The sequence below is a fragment of the Ruegeria sp. AP7 genome, assembly GCF_056539905.1.
In genome coordinates this window covers 119229-138579 of the sequence record NZ_JBQFVT010000012.1, presented here as the reverse complement: position 1 = coordinate 138579, position 19351 = coordinate 119229, and the positions used below count along the sequence as shown (strand labels likewise).

17 protein-coding genes and 1 pseudogene are annotated in these 19351 nt (G+C 55.3%); 4 read left to right on the top strand and 14 right to left on the bottom strand.

Translation table 11 applies throughout. The features are described 5' to 3' along the window. The 6 genes from ACR0KN_RS18355 to ACR0KN_RS18330 all read right to left on the bottom strand — a co-directional run. Nucleotides 1-484: PLP-dependent aminotransferase family protein (locus tag ACR0KN_RS18355; protein WP_480655585.1), on the bottom strand; the 484-nt coding region annotated here is incomplete at its 3' end. Nucleotides 485-505: 21 nt separating this feature from the next. Next, entirely contained in the window at nucleotides 506-3136 is a 2631-nt protein-coding gene (locus ACR0KN_RS18350; protein ID WP_480655583.1) for a phosphoenolpyruvate carboxylase, read from the bottom strand. Beyond that, complete coding sequence (locus tag ACR0KN_RS18345; RefSeq protein ID WP_480655581.1) at nucleotides 3136-4107, bottom strand: 2-hydroxyacid dehydrogenase; 972 nt, start codon at nucleotides 4105-4107, stop codon at nucleotides 3136-3138. The genes ACR0KN_RS18350 and ACR0KN_RS18345 overlap by 1 nt, the downstream gene beginning before the upstream one ends. Continuing rightward, on the bottom strand, nucleotides 4107-4997 hold the full coding sequence (gene sucD / locus ACR0KN_RS18340) for a succinate--CoA ligase subunit alpha (protein WP_480655579.1): 891 nt from the start codon (nucleotides 4995-4997) through the stop codon (nucleotides 4107-4109). Before sucD ends, ACR0KN_RS18345 begins: the two co-directional genes overlap by 1 nt. Beyond that, entirely contained in the window at nucleotides 4997-6193 is a 1197-nt protein-coding gene (locus tag ACR0KN_RS18335; RefSeq protein ID WP_480655577.1) for a malate--CoA ligase subunit beta, read from the bottom strand. Before ACR0KN_RS18335 ends, sucD begins: the two co-directional genes overlap by 1 nt. Nucleotides 6194-6221: 28 nt before the next feature. After that, nucleotides 6222-7463, bottom strand: coding sequence for a pyridoxal-phosphate-dependent aminotransferase family protein (locus ACR0KN_RS18330; protein WP_480655575.1), 1242 nt, complete (start codon nucleotides 7461-7463; stop codon nucleotides 6222-6224). A 218-nt stretch (nucleotides 7464-7681) separates the two neighbouring features. Here ACR0KN_RS18330 and ACR0KN_RS18325 point away from each other — a divergent pair, with 218 nt between their 5' ends. Further along, on the top strand, nucleotides 7682-8311 hold the full coding sequence (locus ACR0KN_RS18325) for a response regulator transcription factor (protein ID WP_010443368.1): 630 nt from the start codon (nucleotides 7682-7684) through the stop codon (nucleotides 8309-8311). A gap of 62 nt (nucleotides 8312-8373) precedes the next feature. On the opposite strand, the gene ACR0KN_RS18320 is transcribed toward ACR0KN_RS18325, so the two are convergent. Together ACR0KN_RS18320 and ACR0KN_RS18315 are read right to left on the bottom strand one after the other, a co-directional pair. After that, complete coding sequence (locus ACR0KN_RS18320) at nucleotides 8374-9072, bottom strand: HipA domain-containing protein (RefSeq protein ID WP_480655573.1); 699 nt, start codon at nucleotides 9070-9072, stop codon at nucleotides 8374-8376. Nucleotides 9073-9156: 84 nt separating this feature from the next. After that, nucleotides 9157-9837, bottom strand: a pseudogene (locus ACR0KN_RS18315) (IS6 family transposase). 338 nt (nucleotides 9838-10175) lie between these two features. Between ACR0KN_RS18315 and ACR0KN_RS18310 the strand changes: the two are divergent. From ACR0KN_RS18310 to ACR0KN_RS18300, 3 genes are all read left to right on the top strand, one after another. After that, nucleotides 10176-13775: an adenylate/guanylate cyclase domain-containing protein gene (locus ACR0KN_RS18310; protein ID WP_480655571.1), complete on the top strand. Its 3600-nt coding sequence runs from the start codon at nucleotides 10176-10178 to the stop codon at nucleotides 13773-13775. 26 nt (nucleotides 13776-13801) lie between these two features. Then, nucleotides 13802-14059 (top strand): DUF4242 domain-containing protein, encoded by a 258-nt coding sequence (locus ACR0KN_RS18305; RefSeq protein ID WP_010443373.1) that lies wholly within the window; start codon nucleotides 13802-13804, stop codon nucleotides 14057-14059. 117 nt (nucleotides 14060-14176) lie between these two features. Next, nucleotides 14177-15592, top strand: coding sequence for an FAD-binding oxidoreductase (locus ACR0KN_RS18300; RefSeq protein ID WP_480655569.1), 1416 nt, complete (start codon nucleotides 14177-14179; stop codon nucleotides 15590-15592). Between the two features lie 153 nt (nucleotides 15593-15745). On the opposite strand, the gene ACR0KN_RS18295 is transcribed toward ACR0KN_RS18300, so the two are convergent. The 6 genes from ACR0KN_RS18295 to ACR0KN_RS18270 form a co-directional block, all read right to left on the bottom strand. Continuing rightward, complete coding sequence (locus ACR0KN_RS18295) at nucleotides 15746-16405, bottom strand: DUF2461 domain-containing protein (protein WP_480655567.1); 660 nt, start codon at nucleotides 16403-16405, stop codon at nucleotides 15746-15748. A gap of 12 nt (nucleotides 16406-16417) precedes the next feature. After that, nucleotides 16418-16756: a TfoX/Sxy family protein gene (locus tag ACR0KN_RS18290; RefSeq protein ID WP_480655565.1), complete on the bottom strand. Its 339-nt coding sequence runs from the start codon at nucleotides 16754-16756 to the stop codon at nucleotides 16418-16420. A 5-nt stretch (nucleotides 16757-16761) separates the two neighbouring features. Beyond that, nucleotides 16762-17160: an MAPEG family protein gene (locus ACR0KN_RS18285; protein ID WP_480655563.1), complete on the bottom strand. Its 399-nt coding sequence runs from the start codon at nucleotides 17158-17160 to the stop codon at nucleotides 16762-16764. Nucleotides 17161-17184: 24 nt separating this feature from the next. Then, nucleotides 17185-17571 carry a VOC family protein gene (locus ACR0KN_RS18280; protein ID WP_480655561.1) on the bottom strand — a complete coding sequence of 129 codons (387 nt, stop codon included), beginning with the start codon at nucleotides 17569-17571 and terminating at the stop codon, nucleotides 17185-17187. A gap of 68 nt (nucleotides 17572-17639) precedes the next feature. Continuing rightward, nucleotides 17640-18875 (bottom strand): RNA polymerase sigma factor, encoded by a 1236-nt coding sequence (locus tag ACR0KN_RS18275; RefSeq protein ID WP_480655559.1) that lies wholly within the window; start codon nucleotides 18873-18875, stop codon nucleotides 17640-17642. A gap of 3 nt (nucleotides 18876-18878) precedes the next feature. Then, complete coding sequence (locus ACR0KN_RS18270) at nucleotides 18879-19250, bottom strand: YciI family protein (RefSeq protein WP_480655557.1); 372 nt, start codon at nucleotides 19248-19250, stop codon at nucleotides 18879-18881. Nucleotides 19251-19351: the final 101 nt, after the last annotated feature.

Genomic DNA, 19351 nt, shown 5'->3' with positions numbered 1-19351 from the left:
CGATCAGATTGTCTTGCTTGCGCACGCCATAGTGGACTGCATTGAACCATTTGCCCGATTGGTTTGGGGCTGCACCGTGGGTCAGGTGACCGCCGGCATCCAGGCTCATACCCAGAATCGTGTCGCCAGGTTTGATCAGCGCCTGGAACACCCCTTGGTTTGCCTGCGAGCCCGAGTTTGGCTGGACATTGGCGAACTCACAGCCGAACAGCTGCTTGGCCCGGTCGATAGCCAGATTTTCGGCGACATCGACGAATTGGCATCCGCCATAGTAACGGCGACCTGGATAACCTTCGGCATATTTATTGGTCATCACCGAGCCCTGCGCTTCCATGACAGCGGCAGAGACGATGTTTTCCGATGCGATCAGCTCGATTTCATCGCGCTGGCGGCCCACTTCGGATGTGATCGAGCCAAATAGCTCGGGGTCACGATCGGCAAGGGATTGGGTGAAGAAACCTTGGGTGCGTTGCGGGGCGTTCACGTTGAAACCTCCTGAAAAGGGTTAGCCAGTCCAGCCAAGGCCAGCGGAAATGGCGTTCATGGATTGCAGCAAAGGCACAGGTACCGATCCTGCCTGCAGCTCGCTTCGCGCTTGTCGCAGCAGTTCGACTTGCAGTGCGTGAATGCGATCCAGTTCCGCCCGTTTGCGATCGAACCGCTCGCACAGGCGAGGAAAACGGTGACCGATGGTCTGATCGCCGGTCAGAAACTGTACTGCTCTGCAGGCCCTTTCGTATTCCGCTTCGATTGCCCGCGATATGTTCTGGCGGATTTCCTCGTCGCACACCAACTCGCCGTATTGCGCAGCGATGCTCATATCTGCCTGATAAAGCGATTTCTCCATCTCATCGACGGCGAGACGGAACAGACGGGAGTGCTTAAACATATCCTGCAACACTTCATCACCGTGCTGGCCCCGGAATTTACGTAAGCTAGCCATAGCGGCCCCAAACCCGTACCAACCGGTGATCAGGTGGCGGTTCTGCGACCACGCGAAAACCCACGGAATGGCCCGCAGATCATCCAGTCTGGCCGCGCCGAACCGACGGGCCGGGCGGGATCCGATCTTAAGGCGGGCAAGCTCTTCGACCGGGCTTGCCTGCTGGAAATAATCCAGAAAACCCGGCATCTGAAGAAGCGAGACATAGGCTGTCTGCGACAGTTCAGACAAGGCATCCAGCGCATCGTCGAACTCGGGCCGGGCAGGGGTTTCGCCTGGGTTGGCTGTATGGCGCAGCGTGCTTGAAAGCAGCAATTCCAGATGCGCCACAGCCGTCCCGCGGTTGGCATACTTGGTTGAAACAACCTCACCCTGTTCGGTCACGCGCAACCGTCCGACAATCGTTCCACTGGGTTGCGCAGCTATGGCGCGTCCGGTAGGTGCGCCGCCCCGGCTGACCGAGCCGCCGCGACCATGGAAAAATGTGGCCTTGAAGCCTTGCGAAGCCAGTGCCGACACAATCCGGCGTTGGGCGCGCTCCAACTCCCATGTTGAGCAGAAATAGCCGCCATCCTTGCCGCTGTCCGAATATCCCAGCATCACCTCGATTACGTTACCGCCGGTTTTGAGGCTGCGGCGGGCAAGTGGAACGCCCAGTACATCCAGAAGGATCGCTGGAGCGTTGCGCAGGTCTGCAATCGTCTCAAACAGTGGGACCACTGATATATCCAGAGTTTCGGATCCAAACCCGGCGTAGCGGGCCAGTAGGTAGACGCCGAGAATATCATCGGCAGAACGGGTCATGGACAGGATGAACGGACCGATTGCCTTGGGATCTGGCTCTGATCGCACGCTGTAGACCAACGCCAGAAGGGCGAGCAATTCCTGTGCCCGATCGCTCAGCGCGTCGCGGTTTTGATAAGGCAGGTTCTGATCCGACAATTCGGTTCGCAAACGGGCAGACCATTCGGCCGTGCCATAGTCCGGAGCCTTGCCGGATTGTGACCAGATTTCGGCCAGAACATCGGTTGTGACGGTCGAATTCTGGCGGATGTCCAATGTTGTGGTTCGGAACCCAAAAACCGTTGCGGCTCGGCGCAAAGGGCGGACATGCCGTCGTGCCAGAATATCGGCGTTGACCGCGCACAATGCGTTATCAAGCGCATCAAGATCACTCACAAATTGTGAGATGTGATGATAGCCGCCATCTGTCAGCCGATGGCGAATGGCATTAAGAGCTTGCCGAAACGGTTCGTTACGATTGCGGCCAGCTTCTGGAAACCGGTTGATTATTTCTTGTATACGCGCCCTATTGAGATCGGGCAGCGGCAATATGAGGGCACTGATACTCAGCCTGCTTGCAGCCTGTTCAAGGGCCTGACGGTAGAGGTCCAGAACCGTTTCACGCCCGCGTTGCAAAGCCACTGCGGTCATCTCGGTCGTGACACTCGGATTGCCATCCCGATCGCCGCCGATCCAGCTGTGAAAGCGGATATCGGGTGTTTCGTTCAGGGTCTTTCCCAGCATATGCAAGCAGGCCTGATCGAACCGATCCATGACCTGCGGGACGGCGTCAAAGATTGCATCCCGGAAGAATTGCAAACCCCACTCGATTTCATCGCGCAGGCTGGGGCGCGTCAGGCGAAGTTCACCGGTCAGCCACAGTAGATCGATCTCACCTTCCAGTCCTTTCAGCAATTCGGCGCGCTCGGTTGGGGTCCAGCGTTGCGTTTCAAGACTGACAAGGTTGCGATAAATCCGCCGGTGGATTTCCAGTACAGTGACCCGTTTGGCCTCGGTTGGATGCGCGGTCAGGGTGGGGCCAGCACAAAGATCAGCGGTCAGTTTTTCCATTTGGCTGTCTGTCAGGGACAGGTCGGACAACACCTCGGAAAACCCGCCTTCGACCGCTTCGGGGCCGCTATTGGTCTCGGCCAGGCGACGATCTCTGACTTCGGCGTTTTCGTCGATGATGCGCAACAGTTGGAACCAGATCGACAGGGCCTGCAAATACGGAGTCGCCTCGGGCCCGGCGGGAATAGGCTGCAGCGGCGAAGACTCGGCCCATGTCGCTACATGAGGCGCCCGTTTCAGCAAAATGTTCCGCCACAACACCCGCAATTCCGAACGCAACCCTTCGGCATAGTTCGAAGGTTCTGGGGTGGGCTGAATATTCCGCGCCAGTGCTTGCATCAGATCACCTGATCCCGTGGAGTGCGGCCTGCAAAAAAGTCGCTGAGATTGTCGAGTACACGGAACCCCATGGCTTCGCGGGATTCGCGCGTGGCGCTGCCCAGATGGGGCAACATCACCAGATTGTCGCACTGCAGCAGGTCCGGGCTGATCCGAGGTTCGCCGTCAAAGACATCCAGCGCCGCGCCGCCGATCGTGTCGAACATCAGCGACTGTACCAGAGCGTGCTCGTCCACAACTTCGCCGCGTGCGGTGTTTATAAGGAATGCGTCAGGCTTCATCAGGTCGAGCCTGCGCCCGTTGATCAGGTGCCGGTTCGTCGATCCTCCGGGGCAATGCAGCGAGACGAAATCGCATTGTGGCAGCAATTCATCGACCGTTTCGACCTGTGCTGCATTGAATTGTTTCAGCACCTCGGCCGACACTGCGCTACGGTTCTGGACCAGAATTTTCATGCCAAAGCCGTGATGTGCGCGCCGCGCCATTTCCTGACCGATCCGTCCAAAGCCGATAATGCCAAGCGTCTTGCCGCTGACCTTCGTGCCGACAAGGTGGGTCGGACGCCAACCGGACCAGTTTCCAGCGCGCAATTCGCGCTCGCCTTCACCGGCGCGACGGGCAACCATCAACAGCAATGTCATGGCCAGATCGGCGGTACATTCTGACAGGACATCCGGTGTATTGGTCACGGTCATCCCAAGATTGCGCACCGATGGTTCGCAGATATGGCTGTATCCCACACCGTAATTGGCGAGGATTTTGGTCTGTGCCGTTGGTACGTCCAGCGCCTCGGCGCTGAGCGTGTCCGTAACCGTGGGCAAAACCGCGTCATAGCTTTTCAGCGCATCGCGGAATTCGGCCGGGGACATTGGTTTGTCTCCGGTGTTAAGCACAGCGTTGTAGTTCTCGGTCAACTGCGCTTCGACCGCAGCAGGCCAACGACGGGTGACAAGAACCGAAGGCTTGACCATCACGCAGCCTTTCCCATGACACGGGCGATCGTTTCACCGATGACGGCAGGGTTTTCGGCAACGGTCACACCGGCGGCGGACAGAATCTCGACCTTTTCCGATGCACTTTCACCGAAAGCCGAGATAATCGCACCGGCATGGCCCATAGTCCGCCCTTTTGGCGCGGTCAGACCAGCAACATAGGCGATGACGGGTTTCGAGATGTGATCGCGGATGTATTCAGCCGCTTCAGCCTCCTGCGGCCCGCCGATTTCGCCGATCATGGCGATAACCTCGGTGTCCTCATCCCATTCAAAGCGTTCGAGGATGTCACGGAATGAGGAACCGTTGATCGGATCACCGCCGATGCCGACGCTGGTCGAAACTCCGATACCGCGCTCCTTCAATTGCGCCGCAGCCTCATAGCCAAGTGTCCCCGAGCGGCCAATGATGCCGACATTGCCCGGCAGGTAGATATGCCCGGGCATGATCCCCAACAGAGCTTTGCCGGGGCTGATCGTTCCGGCGCAGTTCGGGCCGGTCAGCACCATGCGCTTATCTTTGGGGTAGCGGTACATGTAGCGCTTAACGCGGATCATGTCCTGCGCCGGGATCCCGTCGGTGATGCAAACGCAATAGCGGATACCCGCATCTGCGGCTTCCATGATCGAATCCGCCGCAAACGGGGGCGGGACAAACACAAGACTTGCATCCGCGTCGGTGGCTTCGACAGCCTGTTTGACGGTGTCAAATACGGGCACACCCTCTACGGTTTCGCCACCTTTTCCGGGAACGACGCCGCCGACTACATTGGTGCCATATTCCAGCATATCCTTGGTATGTAAGCGCGCCATGCGTCCAGTGATACCTTGCACGATAACGCGCGTGTCGCGGTCGAGGAGAATGCTCATTACACGGCCCTCATCTTGGTGTTTTGGGTCAGATCGTTCTGCCATGCGCCCACGGCCCGTTCGGCGGCTTCCATTAGCGTTGTGGCGCGGATGATCGGCAGGCCGGACTTGGCGAGGATCTTCTGGCCTTCTTCGACATTTGTCCCGGCTAGCCGCACAATAACGGGGATGTCGATTTCCAATTCGCGAAGTGCCTGCACGACACCTTCGGCAACCCAGTCGCAGCGATTGATACCGGCAAAGATATTGACCAAAACCGCCTGGACATTTTTGTCGGACAGAACCAGGCGAAAGGCCTTTGCTACACGCTCCGGCGACGCCCCGCCTCCGATGTCCAGGAAATTTGCAGGCTCGCCACCCGCCAGTTTGATTGTGTCCATCGTGGCCATGGCCAGACCAGCACCATTCACGATACAGCCAATATTGCCTTCGAGACCCACGTATGAAAGCCCCCGATCCGCCGCGCGGCTTTCGCGCGGGTCTTCTTGGCTTTTGTCGCGCAGTTCGGCGATCTGCGGATGACGAAACAGGGCGTTGTCGTCAAAGCTCATCTTGGCGTCCAACGCCAGTACACGGTCATCCCCTGTGATGACTAGCGGGTTGATTTCGACCATGGTCGCGTCAAGTTCGCTGAACGCGGCGTAACAGCCCTGCAACGTCCGGACCATCTGCTGAACCAGACGGGGTTCCAGCCCGAGATTGAAGGCGATCTCGCGTGCCTGAAACTCCTGCAGCCCGACGGCGGGTTCCACGATTGAACGGACAATGCTGTCAGGGCGTTCAGCCGAGATCTCTTCGATCTCCATTCCACCTTCCGAAGAGGCGACGATCATCACGCGCTGGCTGGAGCGGTCCAGAACAAAGCCCAGATAGATCTCGCGATCGATCGGCACGGCGGATTCGACATAGACACGGTAGATGCCTTTTCCTTCCGGCCCGGTCTGGTGGGTCACCAGCTTGCGCCCGAACATCTCGTCGCAGGCTGCGTGGATCTCGTTTTCGCTGTCGCACAGCTTGACACCGCCGGCTTTTCCTCGGCCGCCTGCATGCACCTGGGCTTTGACAATCCACTTGTCCCCACCCAGTTCACGCGCGCGGTAGGCCGCCTGCTCGGGGCTGTAGGCCAGCGCGCCGGATGGTATGGCAACACCGAAATTCGAAAGAACTTCTTTCGCTTGGTACTCATGAATATCCATCTGCATTCCTCCCGTTCATGCAGTGTGATCAGGCCGCAATCGACGTGCCGTATCGGCTTTCGAGCAGCGCCTCGATCTCTTCGAAATCGACGTTGCCACCAAGTTCTCGCATCGCGTCTGCGAACAAACGGATGATCTGACTGATCGCCTGGCGATTGAGTTGATTGAGGATGCCGATCCGGACCTGTACCGGTGCGCTGAGCGTCGGCCAGATGCCGAACCCACGCGCACGGCAATTCTGCACAAGCTCCATCTCGCGCCCCGCCAGTTCCGGTGGCAGATTAAGGACCAGAAGACTGGGCATGTCCGAAGTCACTTCGCATCCCATTGCGCTTACGGCGTCACGCAGCACCTTTTCGTGCGTACGATACGAGCCCGACCGCTTTGCCAATCCTTCAGTCAGCGTCAGACGAAGGGATTCATGGAAGGCGGCCACAGCGTACCCGGAATGGGTCCGGTGATAGGTGCCTTTCTCGACGTCCTCGCCATCAACGATGCCCCAATGACGGGCTTCGAAAATGGGATTGTGGACATAGCTATAAGCACCCGAAGATTTCAGGCTGTCGATATAAGTGTCCGTAAAGCTGACCGGTGCGTAGGTCAGCGGCAGACAGCACAGGCCCTTTTGCGGGCAAGACGCCCAGCCTGCGATGCCCGGGTAGTCATCAATTTGAAAATCCTCGACACCCAAAGACGAAACAGCGTCGATCAGACCCATAGCGCCATGGCGTTCACAAGCATCGGAGAACCCGCGCAGATCATTTATCCGGCCAGAGCCCGTTTCCCAATGGGCCATGAACGCCCATTTTGGTCTATGCTCGGCCAGTGCAGCCTCGACCATTTCGCCGGTTACCGACTTACCATGCGGTACATCGATGACAGTGACACTTGCAGCCTGTGGGTCCAGAGGGTTGATTGCATGCTCTTCGGGCGTTGCTGCCTTGATGCGTAGGGTCAGTGTATCGATGCCGGAAAAGGTACCGTTTTTGAATGCAACAACCTTGTCGCCGGGCATGACGGCCGAAAACATGGTATCCAGCGCGCTCCAACCGGTGCCCGCGACCGCGAAGGTATAGATGTTCGAGGTGCCCCAGATCTCGCGTAGCATGAATTTGCATTCGACCATGCCGCGCAAAACATCACCCTGCATATGGTCAGCTACCCCTGCGCTCGCGAATGCCTGCAGAACGCGGGCGTCGGTATTGCCCGGTCCCGGGCCGGCAGCCAAGGTCTGTGGGATTTCGAGCGTGGGATAAATCTGGGAATTCATTCGATCCTCCTTGATCGTCGGGGTGTTCAGCCACACCCAAATACCGTGTTGTGGATCAGGAAACCCTTGCTTGCATCGGCACGCAACGTAACTTACTACTGCTTTAGGACTTCTAATAGAGTGGGGAAAAACCTACCCGTTTTGGCAAGGATACTAGAGTATACTAATTTTGAACCTATACGAATGGGTAGTGAATTTGAATTTTGGATGTAAAATCAATGTCAGAGCTTCCACAACAACCGATTGACGTTATGTTGGCCGACAACAATCCGCTGGTGTTGTCGGCAATGTCGGAGATTTTTGAACGTGATCCGCGATTCTCTTTAGTTGCCACATCAGCCACCGCCGAAGGGTTTCTGGGCGCGGTCATGAGGGTACCAGTCAAGGTTTGCGTAATTGCATGGAATTTGCCGGTTCTCGGTGCGGCCAAATTGATCGAAGTTCTGCGGGAACAGGAAAACGTACCCCGATTTGTCATCTATGGCGATGAGGTCGGAGATGTTCCGCGCCTCGCCATGCAGGCAGGCGCGGCAGGGTTCGCATCCCGGTCGGGTGAGGTTGAAGTATTGCTGGAAACTTGCGCGGACGTGGCGGCTGGTAAAATGGTGTTTCCATTCATCGATGTACGGAAGATGCAGCAGGACCCAATTCACAGCCTTTCCCGCAAAGAGCGCGTCATCCTTGAAGCGCTGGCCAAGGGCCTATCCAACCGCGAACTTTCGAAAGACCTGCAAATCTCGACAAATACCGTCAAATTTCACCTGAGCAACATCTATGAAAAGCTCTCGGTTAAAAACAGGACGCAAGCGATTGCTTTCTACTATTCTTCTGGCGCAGCCTCAGATTAACCAAATTACGGCTATGGCCGAGCATGTACTAGCGATCGCGCAATACCGGTGGGTAAGTTAAACTATGTTAAAAGTGGAAGCATGATCTGCTGATCATACCGCATGAAAGGCAGCCGCCCGACGTCGACCGCCATCGCAAGACGCATCTGATTTTGGCGAAATTGACCGTCATCTACGGCTTTCTGGGCGCTTAGCACATCATAGAGCGGGGTCATGCGGAATCCGCCTGGACGCAAAGCAACGCTGAAATTCTTGGCGTGCCCGTCTGTCGCTTCTAAGAGCCAAAACAGCACCTGTGTGCGCAAGAAGGCGCGCTGATCTGCCTCGGGACCATCATCACTGCCCGCTAGCAACCCGACGCTTTCTTTGATCCTCGGCCCACTGTCTAGTTGGTATTTCTGGCTAGGCGGGAATGTGAGAGCTTGGCAAAAGTCTTCCTGCGGGAGGCGGATCAATCGACCATCCTTGGCCCAACGCCGATCAAACCGTGTCACAACAAGGCTCCGCACGTCCTCGAAGTCGGCAATCGCGATCTCCGCCACTTCCATTCCCATGACGCGACAAAAGCTCATGCAGAAATACTCGTTCTCGACGCTGTCGGATAAATCGATCCCTGCGGGCAGAACACCGAGCTGGGTTTTGAGGATATGGGTTGTAGGGTTGAACCCAGACGGGCGGATCCACGCGCCATCGTAGCGCAGCAGCGCCGTTTTCTCCTGCGCCTCTGCCATGGAAATGCGGAAGTCGTCGCCTGCGTCCAAGCCAAGGGGCGCGCTCGCAAGGTTGCGCAGGGATCTGTTGCAATCTTTTGGGAACGATGAACTGTTTAAGCGATTGCAGGGGAGCTAAGCGGCCAGTGCTGCGAATTGACGAAACGGACAGATTCCGGGCGTGAACTGACCTTTGCGGATCATGTTCGCGACTTCGATTCCGTCCAGCGTTACGGACGCGGATGCGAAGGCTTTGAACCCCAGTATCGGGCGTGTTCGCCCCTTGATGAAACGTTGGTCCTGCTCAACTATATTGTTCAAGTATTTCCGTCTGACCATCTCAATGGGGATCGGAGAGCCAAAGCTCTTAAGCATCTTGTTGATGTTTTTAATGCCTGCGGTGTTGGTGCCGCTTTTGTTGATGACGATCTTTCGAGGTAGGCCATTGGCTTCCAGCATACGGGCGAAGAACTTGGAGGCAGGTTATTTGTTGCGACGCCGGGATAACATGAAATCTAGTGTCTTGCCGTGTTGGTCGACGGCTCGGTAGAGATAGACCCACGCGCTTTTCACTTTGATGTAGGTCTCGTCCATTCTCCAGAAACGGTCGCACGGCCTTTTTCCTCGACGCGCTGCTTCTGCGATTGCAGCGGGATACTGTGTGACCCAACGGTTCAGTGTGGTGTGATCAACCGATACGCCCCGTTCGCGCATGATCTCTTCAAGATCTCGGTAAGACACGCCGTGTCGAACATAGAAGAACACAGCAAAGAGGATCACATCCTTCGGATATTGTGCGCCTTTAAAGGAGATTATGAATAGACTTTCGACTTGATAATTCTGAAGGTCATTCACCTGTTGGTGGCGCGAGCGTCAATGGCTAAAAGTTTGCAACAGATCCCCGAGATGGGCTCGGTGCGGTCGTTCGTCGAATTGTGGTGAGTAACCGCACTGCCGACAAAGTCGCCTTCAAAGGCAAAATATAGAGCGCGTGCCGCTAATCAACCAGTCGCGTAAATCTAGAATGCGAAGGCAAAAGTCGGAATTGTAGAGTGACCCGAAGACAGATGACAGCGGATGCCATTCATTGAATAATCAGTTCATTTTGAAAGCCTATTCTTGATTAGTATCGCGTATCTCAGCATGATCCAAAGATGTCGGCTGGAATAGACAAGTGGTTAAACGATCTCGATCTGAGTCAGTACGCGGATGTATTTGCGGAAAACGATATTGATGCGCGCGTTCTGCCATTACTATCTGGCGACGACTTAAAAGAGCTTGGAGTTAGCCTTGGTCACCGCAAAATCATCCTTGCTGCAATTCACGAGCAAGACGGCCAAAGACCCGCAACCTCACCGTTACCAGCAACTGGTGTTCAAGCGCCTGAAGACGAACAAGCGCTGACCTTAGACGATTCACAAAGTGATGATCTGCGCAAACAGAAGTATGTTGAACCGCCTACTGCAGAAAGGCGTCACGTAACAGTTTTGTTTGCCGATCTTGTCGGCTCGACTGAACTCACCAATCGCTTTGATCCCGAAGACATGCGGGACTTGCTACAGAACTATCAAGATGCCGTTGCTGGAGCCGTAAGCCGATACGGTGGCTACGTTGCAAAGTACTTGGGTGATGGTCTTCTCGTGTTTTTCGGATGGCCGCGGGCTTATGAAGATCACGCAATTCGGGCGGTAAAAGCCAGCCTTGAGTCTGTTCGCCGTGTCAAAAAACTCAAGACGCCTGACGGAGAGTCTTTGTCCGTCAGACTGGGAGTTGCGAGCGGTGATGTTGTGGTCGGCGATACCATTGGTGAAAACACATATGAGGAAGGGGCCATGACTGGTCCGGTCGTCAACCTTGCGGCACGGCTTCAAGAACATGCAGAGCCAAACTCAGTCATTTTGTCAGTTGAGGAAACCGAGACAACTTTGCATCGGATATTCGAGTTCAAATCTCTTGGGCAGGCAGAGCTAAAAGGGTTTGCTGAACCACGTAGTCTGCAGAAAGTGGTGTCGGAACGCAGTGCGGAAAGCCGGTTCCGCGCCTCACATCGAGACGAAGTCGACAGCGTCATGGTTGGCCGGGACTACGAAAAGGGTATCCTACTGCAATCATGGCAACGTTCTCAGAACGGTCACGGAGACGTTGTTCTACTCTCCGGTGAAGCCGGAATTGGAAAGTCACGGCTTACAGAGGAATTCCTTGCAGAAATCACTGAAAACGACCAAGCCGATGTCATAAGGCTGAATTGTTCCCCCTATCTCAGCAGCAGCCCATTTCATCCGGTAGCCCAACGAATATCCCAGGATGCGGGTGTTGAACCGGACTTTGATGACAATCTGATCCTTGATCATGTCAGAAAGATGCTTGAAGGACGGCCAGGGTTGGATTGGGAACAAGTTCTGCCTGTCTTTGCAGCATTGGTCGCACCTCGTAGTGCGCTCGCCCAAAAGGTGCTCGAGATGTCGCCTCAGGAGCAGCGCGACACGACAATCCAAACATTGATCCACACAGTGCAGGTGCGGTCGAGCGTACGCCCGGTTATTCTTTGCGTAGAAGATGCTCATTGGATTGACCCATCCACACAGGCCTTGTTGGAGCGGTTTAAGTCGATATGCACCGATCTTCGTCTGATGATCTTGATAACCCACAGACCCGGGTGGGAATTCGCCCGTGTTGATGGGGACACACACGTACAGTCTCTGGTTTTGCGCCGATTTGATTCTGCGCATGTCTCAAACCTTGTCGAAAACATTACAGGCAAGAGACCGGACAAAGCTTTGATCACCACAATAATTGAAAAAACAGATGGTGTTCCACTATTCGTGGAAGAAGTGACCCGAGCCATTGTCGAATCCGGCGAGCAGGGGCAAGGCTACATACCATCGTCATTGAAGGGCGCGTTGATGGCGCGGCTCGATGCAGTATCGCCAGAAGCAAAACAGGTCGCCCTTACTGGATCGGTGATTGGCCGGGAGTTTGAGCCGAGCATATTATGTGCAGCGAAGGGCCTTGAAGAATCCGATATCAATAAATGTCTCGAAGAGCTTTCTCGAACAGGCTTGATCTTTGAAAGCGGACACAATCGCGGGCACTTCGTTTTCCGCCATGCCCTTATTCGCGATACCGCTTATCAATCCATGTTGAGTTCAACCCGGAGACTGCAGCACGCAGACGTGGCGCGTGCTCTGATGTGGATAAGGTCATCTGAGATCGAGCGTCGCCCTGAACTGGTCGCGCGCCACCTTTCAGAGGCTGAGGACTGGAGTGCCGCGTTTGAAAAATGGCAGATTGCGACAGAAATGGCATTGGTGCGATCTGCCAGCCAAGAAGCGATGACGAACGCCAAGGAAACTTTAAGAGCCGCCGAAAAACTTGGCTCAGACTCCAATACAGAATTGATCAAAGGCAAGATCTTGGTCGGCCGCAGCTATGACAGTCTGGGCCAATTGCCTGAAGGTATAGCAGTTCTGAAAGACGCTTCCAACGCGGCCCGGGCGGTGCACAACGTGGAGCTAGCCGCTGACGCGGCCAACCACTTCGCTGACTCATGCATGATGTCCAGCGAAAGGCACAGCGAGGCGATCGAACTCTGCGATAATGCACTGAAAGATTTGCCCGATGATGATGAAGTCCGTCGGTGCAGATTGATGAGCCAACTTGCGCGCGCCCATATGTTCGTAGGTCAGTTTTCCGAAGGTGCGCGTTTCGGGCAGCAGTCCATGGAGTTGGCCGCAAAACTGGGAGATTATAAATCCCAGTTCTCGGTAATGATGATGCATTTTGGAGCCCCATTCGTTGCGCGTAAGGGAAGAGAAACCCGCCATTGGCGCGAAAACCTGGAGGCTATGCATGGTGTGGCCGAGCATCTTGGCAGTATCGATCAAGGACGAAACCGGACTCTCAGCTTGTTTTTAGGTGCCGAGATGGCCGACCGCGAGTTGATGGACCAATCTCTGGGCTTGCTCACCGAGATTTCGGAAAAGGACAATCATCTGCAACTCTATTGGGTTCAGAAACACGCACGCGCCATGGTTGCAATTATGGACGGCGATTTTGAGCAAGCGGAAAAACACGCCACCGAGGCAGTGAAGATCGGTCGAAAGACCCATGGGGAACATGTTGAGGGCGTCTTCGGGGTCCAGATGTTCACCATCCGCCGCGAGCAAAACCGACTGCACGAGGTCGCGCCTGTGATCAAGAAATTGATGACGGACAGTCCCGAAGACATCTCGTGGAGACCAGGATTTGGCCTTATCGCGGCCGAGCTCGGGTACAAGGAACCTGCTGAACGTATACTGAACGAAATGGCCGACAATGGCTTTGATCTTCCATTCGACGCTATGTATTCAACGACCTTATCTTATCTGGCTGACATATGCGTCGCCATTGAACATCAGGGACATGCCAAGACGCTCTATGAATTACTGGCTCCGTACGAAGAACTGACGATCACTGCAGGGGCAACGACGGTGTGCGCAGGTGCGGCAGCGCGACGTCTCGGCGGTCTGGGCACGGTGTTAAAAGACTGGGATGCCGTAGACACAATGTTCCAGAAGGCTATTGAAATTGACACGCGCATGAAATGCCCACCTTGGATTGCGCACAGCAAAGCGGCTTATGCATCCGCATTGAGGCGAAGGGGACGCCCCAAGGATGTGGAACAGGCGTTTCAACTGGAAGGGGAAGCGTTGGCAATTTCGCAAAAATTGGGTATGGTTTCCCTAAGGTCAAAGCTCGAAGGAGTAGCGAGTTAAGGTACTTAAACTGTTTGGGGGACTTAATGCCTAGATACATAATTGAAAGAAATTTTGCCGAGCAGCTAAACGTCAGTGAAGATGACAAAATTCACATCAAAGAAATCAATGACGAAGTCGGCGTCGAATGGATTTTTTCGTTCCTCAGCGCAGATAAGCGCAAAACATACTGCTTGTACGAAGCCCCTGATGAGGAGAGCCTCAGAAAGGCGGCTGAGCGACTGAATATTCCTGCCGATGTCATAACACCTGTGGATCGGATTGATCCGGCAATATTTGCCTGATCAGCAGTCATTTTTACCCACCTCAATGAAACGACTTCGCGAGACAACGCGACGTAAATAGCAATTAGCTGAGGCAGCCTTGCAAGAAGCCCGACCTGACTATTGGGAGGCTTACGCATGTTTGATCTGAAAACACTCGACGGTGGTACGGCAACAGTGGACCAAGACGCGTTGGGCGCTCTTGATGCATCGCTTCGTGGCGGGGTCTACCAGAAAGGCACCCCGGAATACGAAGACGCAAGAACAACGTGGAACAGCATGTTCGAACGTTACCCAGGTTTCGTGATCCGCGCTCTGGGAGCAAGCGATGTGCAGAAGACAGTGAATTTTGTACGAGACACTGGCCTCGTAATGTCGGTTCGGTCAGGTGGGCATCAGATTGCAGGGCACGCTGTCGCAGATGAAACAGTCATGCTCGACCTGTCCCAAATGCGGTCGGTTCACGTAGATCCTGTCAACAAGACTGCTCGGGTTGAACCGGGTGCATTGCTAGGAGATGTGGATCGTGAAACCCAGGCGCATGGGCTTACCGTTCCTGTTGGCATCAACTCGACCACGGGCATTGCGGGCCTTACCCTTGGCGGCGGTTTTGGATGGACCACCCGGAAATTTGGCATGACGATCGACAACCTGCTCTCAGCGGAAGTCGTGACTGCGGACGGAGCCATTGTAACCGCATCCCCTACAAGCCACCCGGAACTTTTCTGGGCTATCCGCGGTGGGGGTGGAAACTTTGGTGTCGTAACCTCATTTGAGTTCCAACTGCATGGGCTAGGACCCGATGTCCTGTCTGGCCTTATTGTTCATCCGATAGAAAATGCGCCAGAGCTCCTCGCTGAATTTGCTACGATTGCTGACAATTCCCCGGATGAGCTGACCGTATGGAGCGTGATGCGAAAAGCGCCCCCGCTACCGTTCCTGCCAGTTGAGTGGCATGGGCGAGAGGTGTTGATCTTTGCAGCCTGCTATAGCGGGCCCATGGACGAAGGTGAAAAAGCCATGGCGGCACTACGCGCGCTAGGTGAACCAATCGCCGATGTGATATCTCCCCACAAGTTCGTAGACTGGCAGGCCGCTTTTGATCCTTTGTTGACACCAGGCGCCAGGAATTACTGGAAGAGCCATGATTTTGATGCACTTTCTTCGGATGCAATCTCAGGTCTCTTGGAAGCGATTTCCAGCCTTCCTGACCCGGCGTGTGAAGTTTTTATTGCCCATGTGGGCGGAGCAATGGCGCGCGTCGAGGCCGGCTCTACCGCTTATCCCCAAAGGTCTGCTCACTTCATCATGAATGTTCACACGCGTTGGGAGGATCCCAGCAAGGATGCCGAGTGCATTGCTTGGGCGCGAGATCTTTATGACCAGATGCGACCGCACGCGACCGGTAGTGCATATGTCAACTTTATGCCCGAAGACGAAGCGGATCACATGGCAGGAGCATATGGTGACAACGGTGAGAAGCTTTCTAAGATCAAGGGCACATATGACCCCACCAACTTGTTCAGGGTAAACCACAATATCTTGCCTGCGTGATGGAATCCAGAACTGCATAATTTGATCCAGATTGATGCTGATTGGTTTGCTTTGTCGTCACGCCGCATTTCTCGTTCCTGCCGATCATCCAACCGGATCCAGGTTGCGGTGCGCCCGTAATAGCCGCCATCCGTTGTGTTCGCAGTAGTGGGGTCACGTGATCCGCGAAAGCAGCTGAAACACTGGCATCAGTTTGGCGAACTCGGCGACTGTGAGTTCCGTCAGATTCGACTTCAAAACAAAGGCTGGGGTCTCGGTATCCATCCAAACTGCAAAGCCCTTGCGCCGCAACGCTTCCTCATGGGGGTGGTCTTTGTCAAATCCGGGCGGGATGCGCTTCAACTCCGGGTCACCGATCCTGAAACCCCGATTTCGCATCTCTAATGTGATCTGGGTTAACTCTGCGCCCAGAGGACCCGCCATCGCATCGCGGAAAGTGTCCAAAGCCCCTTTGTCGTACTGCAACACCCCACATCCGAGTGACAGCTTTTCTGGGGAAAGGCCAAAGAGCCACATTGGCGGCTGAACCGCCTGTCCTGTCGGTAGGAACGCAAGGTGCAGATGCGCGTTATAGGGTGTCTTGTCTTTGGAAAACCGAACATCGCGATGAATCCGAAAGATTTTGCTGCTATGATCCTGCCCGGTCAAGTCGCGTAGCGCCAACTCCATATCTTCGGCGAACAGCTTGCTGGGTGCTTTAATGTGAGTCTCATACGTCGCCTTGTTCGCTGCAAACCAGTCCTTGGTATTGTTGGCCTTCAGTTCTTGCAGGAAGCCTACTGCCTCGGCAGCAAAACAATCGAATTGGGTCAAAAGATCCTCCGTTCAGTCTTTCTTGGGCAACGCTGCGGCATGTTCGAGACATAGCTGTAGCCACCGTAGCAAGGCTGCGTCATCGCAATCTGATGCGTCAACGCGAACAAAACCGCCCAGCTTGCGGGTTCCGTGAATCACAGCGCGGGCTGTGGGGTCCTGCAATGCCGTGGGCTCGTTCACCTTTCCCACCCTAAACATGAACCGACCCACGCCATCCTGATGTCTACGCGCACCACAAAGCATGTTGCCATTCAAAAAGAAGCACAGGCCGCCCATCATCCGCTTCTCGGAAATGCCCACATGCGCGGCCAGAGGATCTCGCATGCGGGCGCCGAGTGTTTCATCCACTGGCATCAGCTGTAGATCCAAAGCTGCCAGAGGATTGCCAGCGCAAGCACCAACATGGCCAAGGTCGTCAGCGCCGCCCCTACCGCACGCCCCTTGCCATTCAACGAAGTGCTGAGGCTGAAATAGTGGACGAGGCGGGCAAGCAGCAGCACACCACCGCAGGCGGCGACCAGCCAGGATGGGGTTCCTGTGATTTCTGCCCCCGCCAGGGCAAGCAATGCAAGCGGCACGTATTCGATGAAGTTCCCATGCGCCCGCATCAGCCGCAGCAAGTTTTCATCCTCACCGTGAAGCAAAGAAATCCCAGTCTTGGTGCGACGCACACCAACGGCGATCGCCATCGGAATACTCATCAAAACAAAAATAGCAGTGACGACCAGCGCGATCTGTGGAAACTGTTCCATGTTATGCCTCCTCTTTGATTGCGCTTAGGACGCCATGCTCTCATATGTGATTAGCGCAAACCGAGCCCCTTGCGGGTCAGTCAGAGTGGCCATGCGACCGACCCCCGGCATATCCATAGCAGGCTGGACAATCGTGGCACCTTTGGCCTTAGCCTTGGCGACGCTGGCGTCCACATCGGCCACGGTAAAGAAGATCGTCCAGCTACCGTTATCCTCTGGCATTGGGGAAAAGCCACCAATTGCGGTTTCGCCAACAACGGCGGCTGAATAGCTTGATCCGTCCTGCATGGGCATGTCATTGATCGTCCAGCCCAGCACCTCTTGATAAAAGGCTTTGGCTTTGCCTTGATCGGGGCCGGAATGTCCGATCCAGCCGGAGTTTCCGACAGTGGTCATCTCAAGAATACTCATGTGCTTCTCCATTGGTTACGCCCGCCACATACGGGTCTGATCCAAGGACGCGCGATATCCAGCGATCCCTACACGCCGCGTAATTTTTTTTGGCAAATCTCTATTTTTTCCGTGATCGCAACACGTTCGGGCGCGGTTGGGCCAAGATTCATTACCGTTTCAAAGGCGGCAATCGCCGCGTTGTGATCGCCGATTTCCTGCAAAAGCCCTCCGCGCATTGCGTGGAACCAGCGATAGGTGGACAAATCCTGCGCCAGATTCTCCATCGCCGTTAACGCATAATACGGGCCGTGCAGCTTGGCCTGAGCCGCAATCTGATTGAGACGGATGACAGGTGTTGGCTGCAATGCGTAGAGAGCAGCGTAGTGACTTTCGATCGAAGCCCAGTCCGTGTCATCTACCGAATCTGCATGGGCATGTGTTGCGGCGATTGCAGCCTGTACGATGTAAACACCATGATGACCAGTCCGCTGAGCCTTCTGCAAAAGACCCGTCGCCTCGGCGATGCCCGAGCGATCCCAAAGGCTGCGATCCTGATCGTCCAACGCGACAAGCTTTCCGTCCGTATCAATTCGCGCATGACGCCTAGCGTGCTGGAACAGCAACAATGCCAGCAAGGCAGCCTGTTCCCCCATCGCCGGAAACAGTTCCGCAAGCAGACGGGCCAAACGGATAGCCTCTTCACACAAGGTAAGCTTGATTTGATTTTGACCCGCTGAGGTTGACCATCCTTCGTTGAACATCAGGTAGACCATCAAGGAAACTTCACCCAAGCGTGCACCCCGCTCAGCTGGGCTGGGTGTTTCGAAGGCAACCGGATTGCTCGCAATCTTCTTTTTTGCACGGGTGATCCGCTGTTCCATAGTTTTTGGCCTGATCAGAAATCCGCTCGCGATTTCGTCTACGCTCAGCCCCAAAACCACGCGCAAGGCAATGGCAATCTGGTCCTGCCGGTCTAGTTCCGGATGGCAGCAAATGAACAGCAGTCGCAATACGTCATCGCGCATTTCGTCAGGGTCCGGTGTTTCGGCGGGCATCAACTGAAATTCCTCACTGTGACGCGCCAGAATTGCCGCACGACGCTGTGATTTGCGCACATGATCAAGGCCCGAGTTGCGTGCGGTCGTCAGCAACCACGCCAACGGATCACGCGGTGCACCGTCTTTGGGCCAGACCGTCAGCGCCTTCAGGCAAGCTTCGGCAAATGCCTCTTCCGCCGTGTCGATATCCCGGAACAATCGGGTCAGGGCGGCAAGCGCGCGCGGTCGGTGCAGAGCAATTGTAGCCTCAAGCCAGTCCGACATGACTTATTCCGACGAGATCACGCCACCCGCCCAGGCAACCGGGCGCACCTCTAGCCGTGCGACAGGGGATGAGATCATCTTTGCGTATTCCAACGCTTCATCAAGGTTTTTGAAATCAGCGGCATAGAACCCAAGGAAATTCTCTTTTGTCTCTGCAAACGGACCGTCGGTGATCAGGGGAGCCGCGCCTTCGGCCGTAGCTGGCTCGACCATAACAGCAGAGGTTGGCGGCATCAGTTTCATCGACACGAACTCGCCCCGGTCGGTTAATGCCAATTGCAGCGCGCTGTGTCCCGACATCACCTCCTCCTGGCGATCTTTGGGCAGCGCTTCGAACACGCCCGGCTCCCCATAAATCGTGATTGCGTATATCATTTTCGCCTCCATCCTTTATTCATATGGTGCAAGGACGCGCGAGGACATGCGAATCCGACAACCGGTCCAATATGCAAAGTCGCAAGATAGCCACTTGGAAC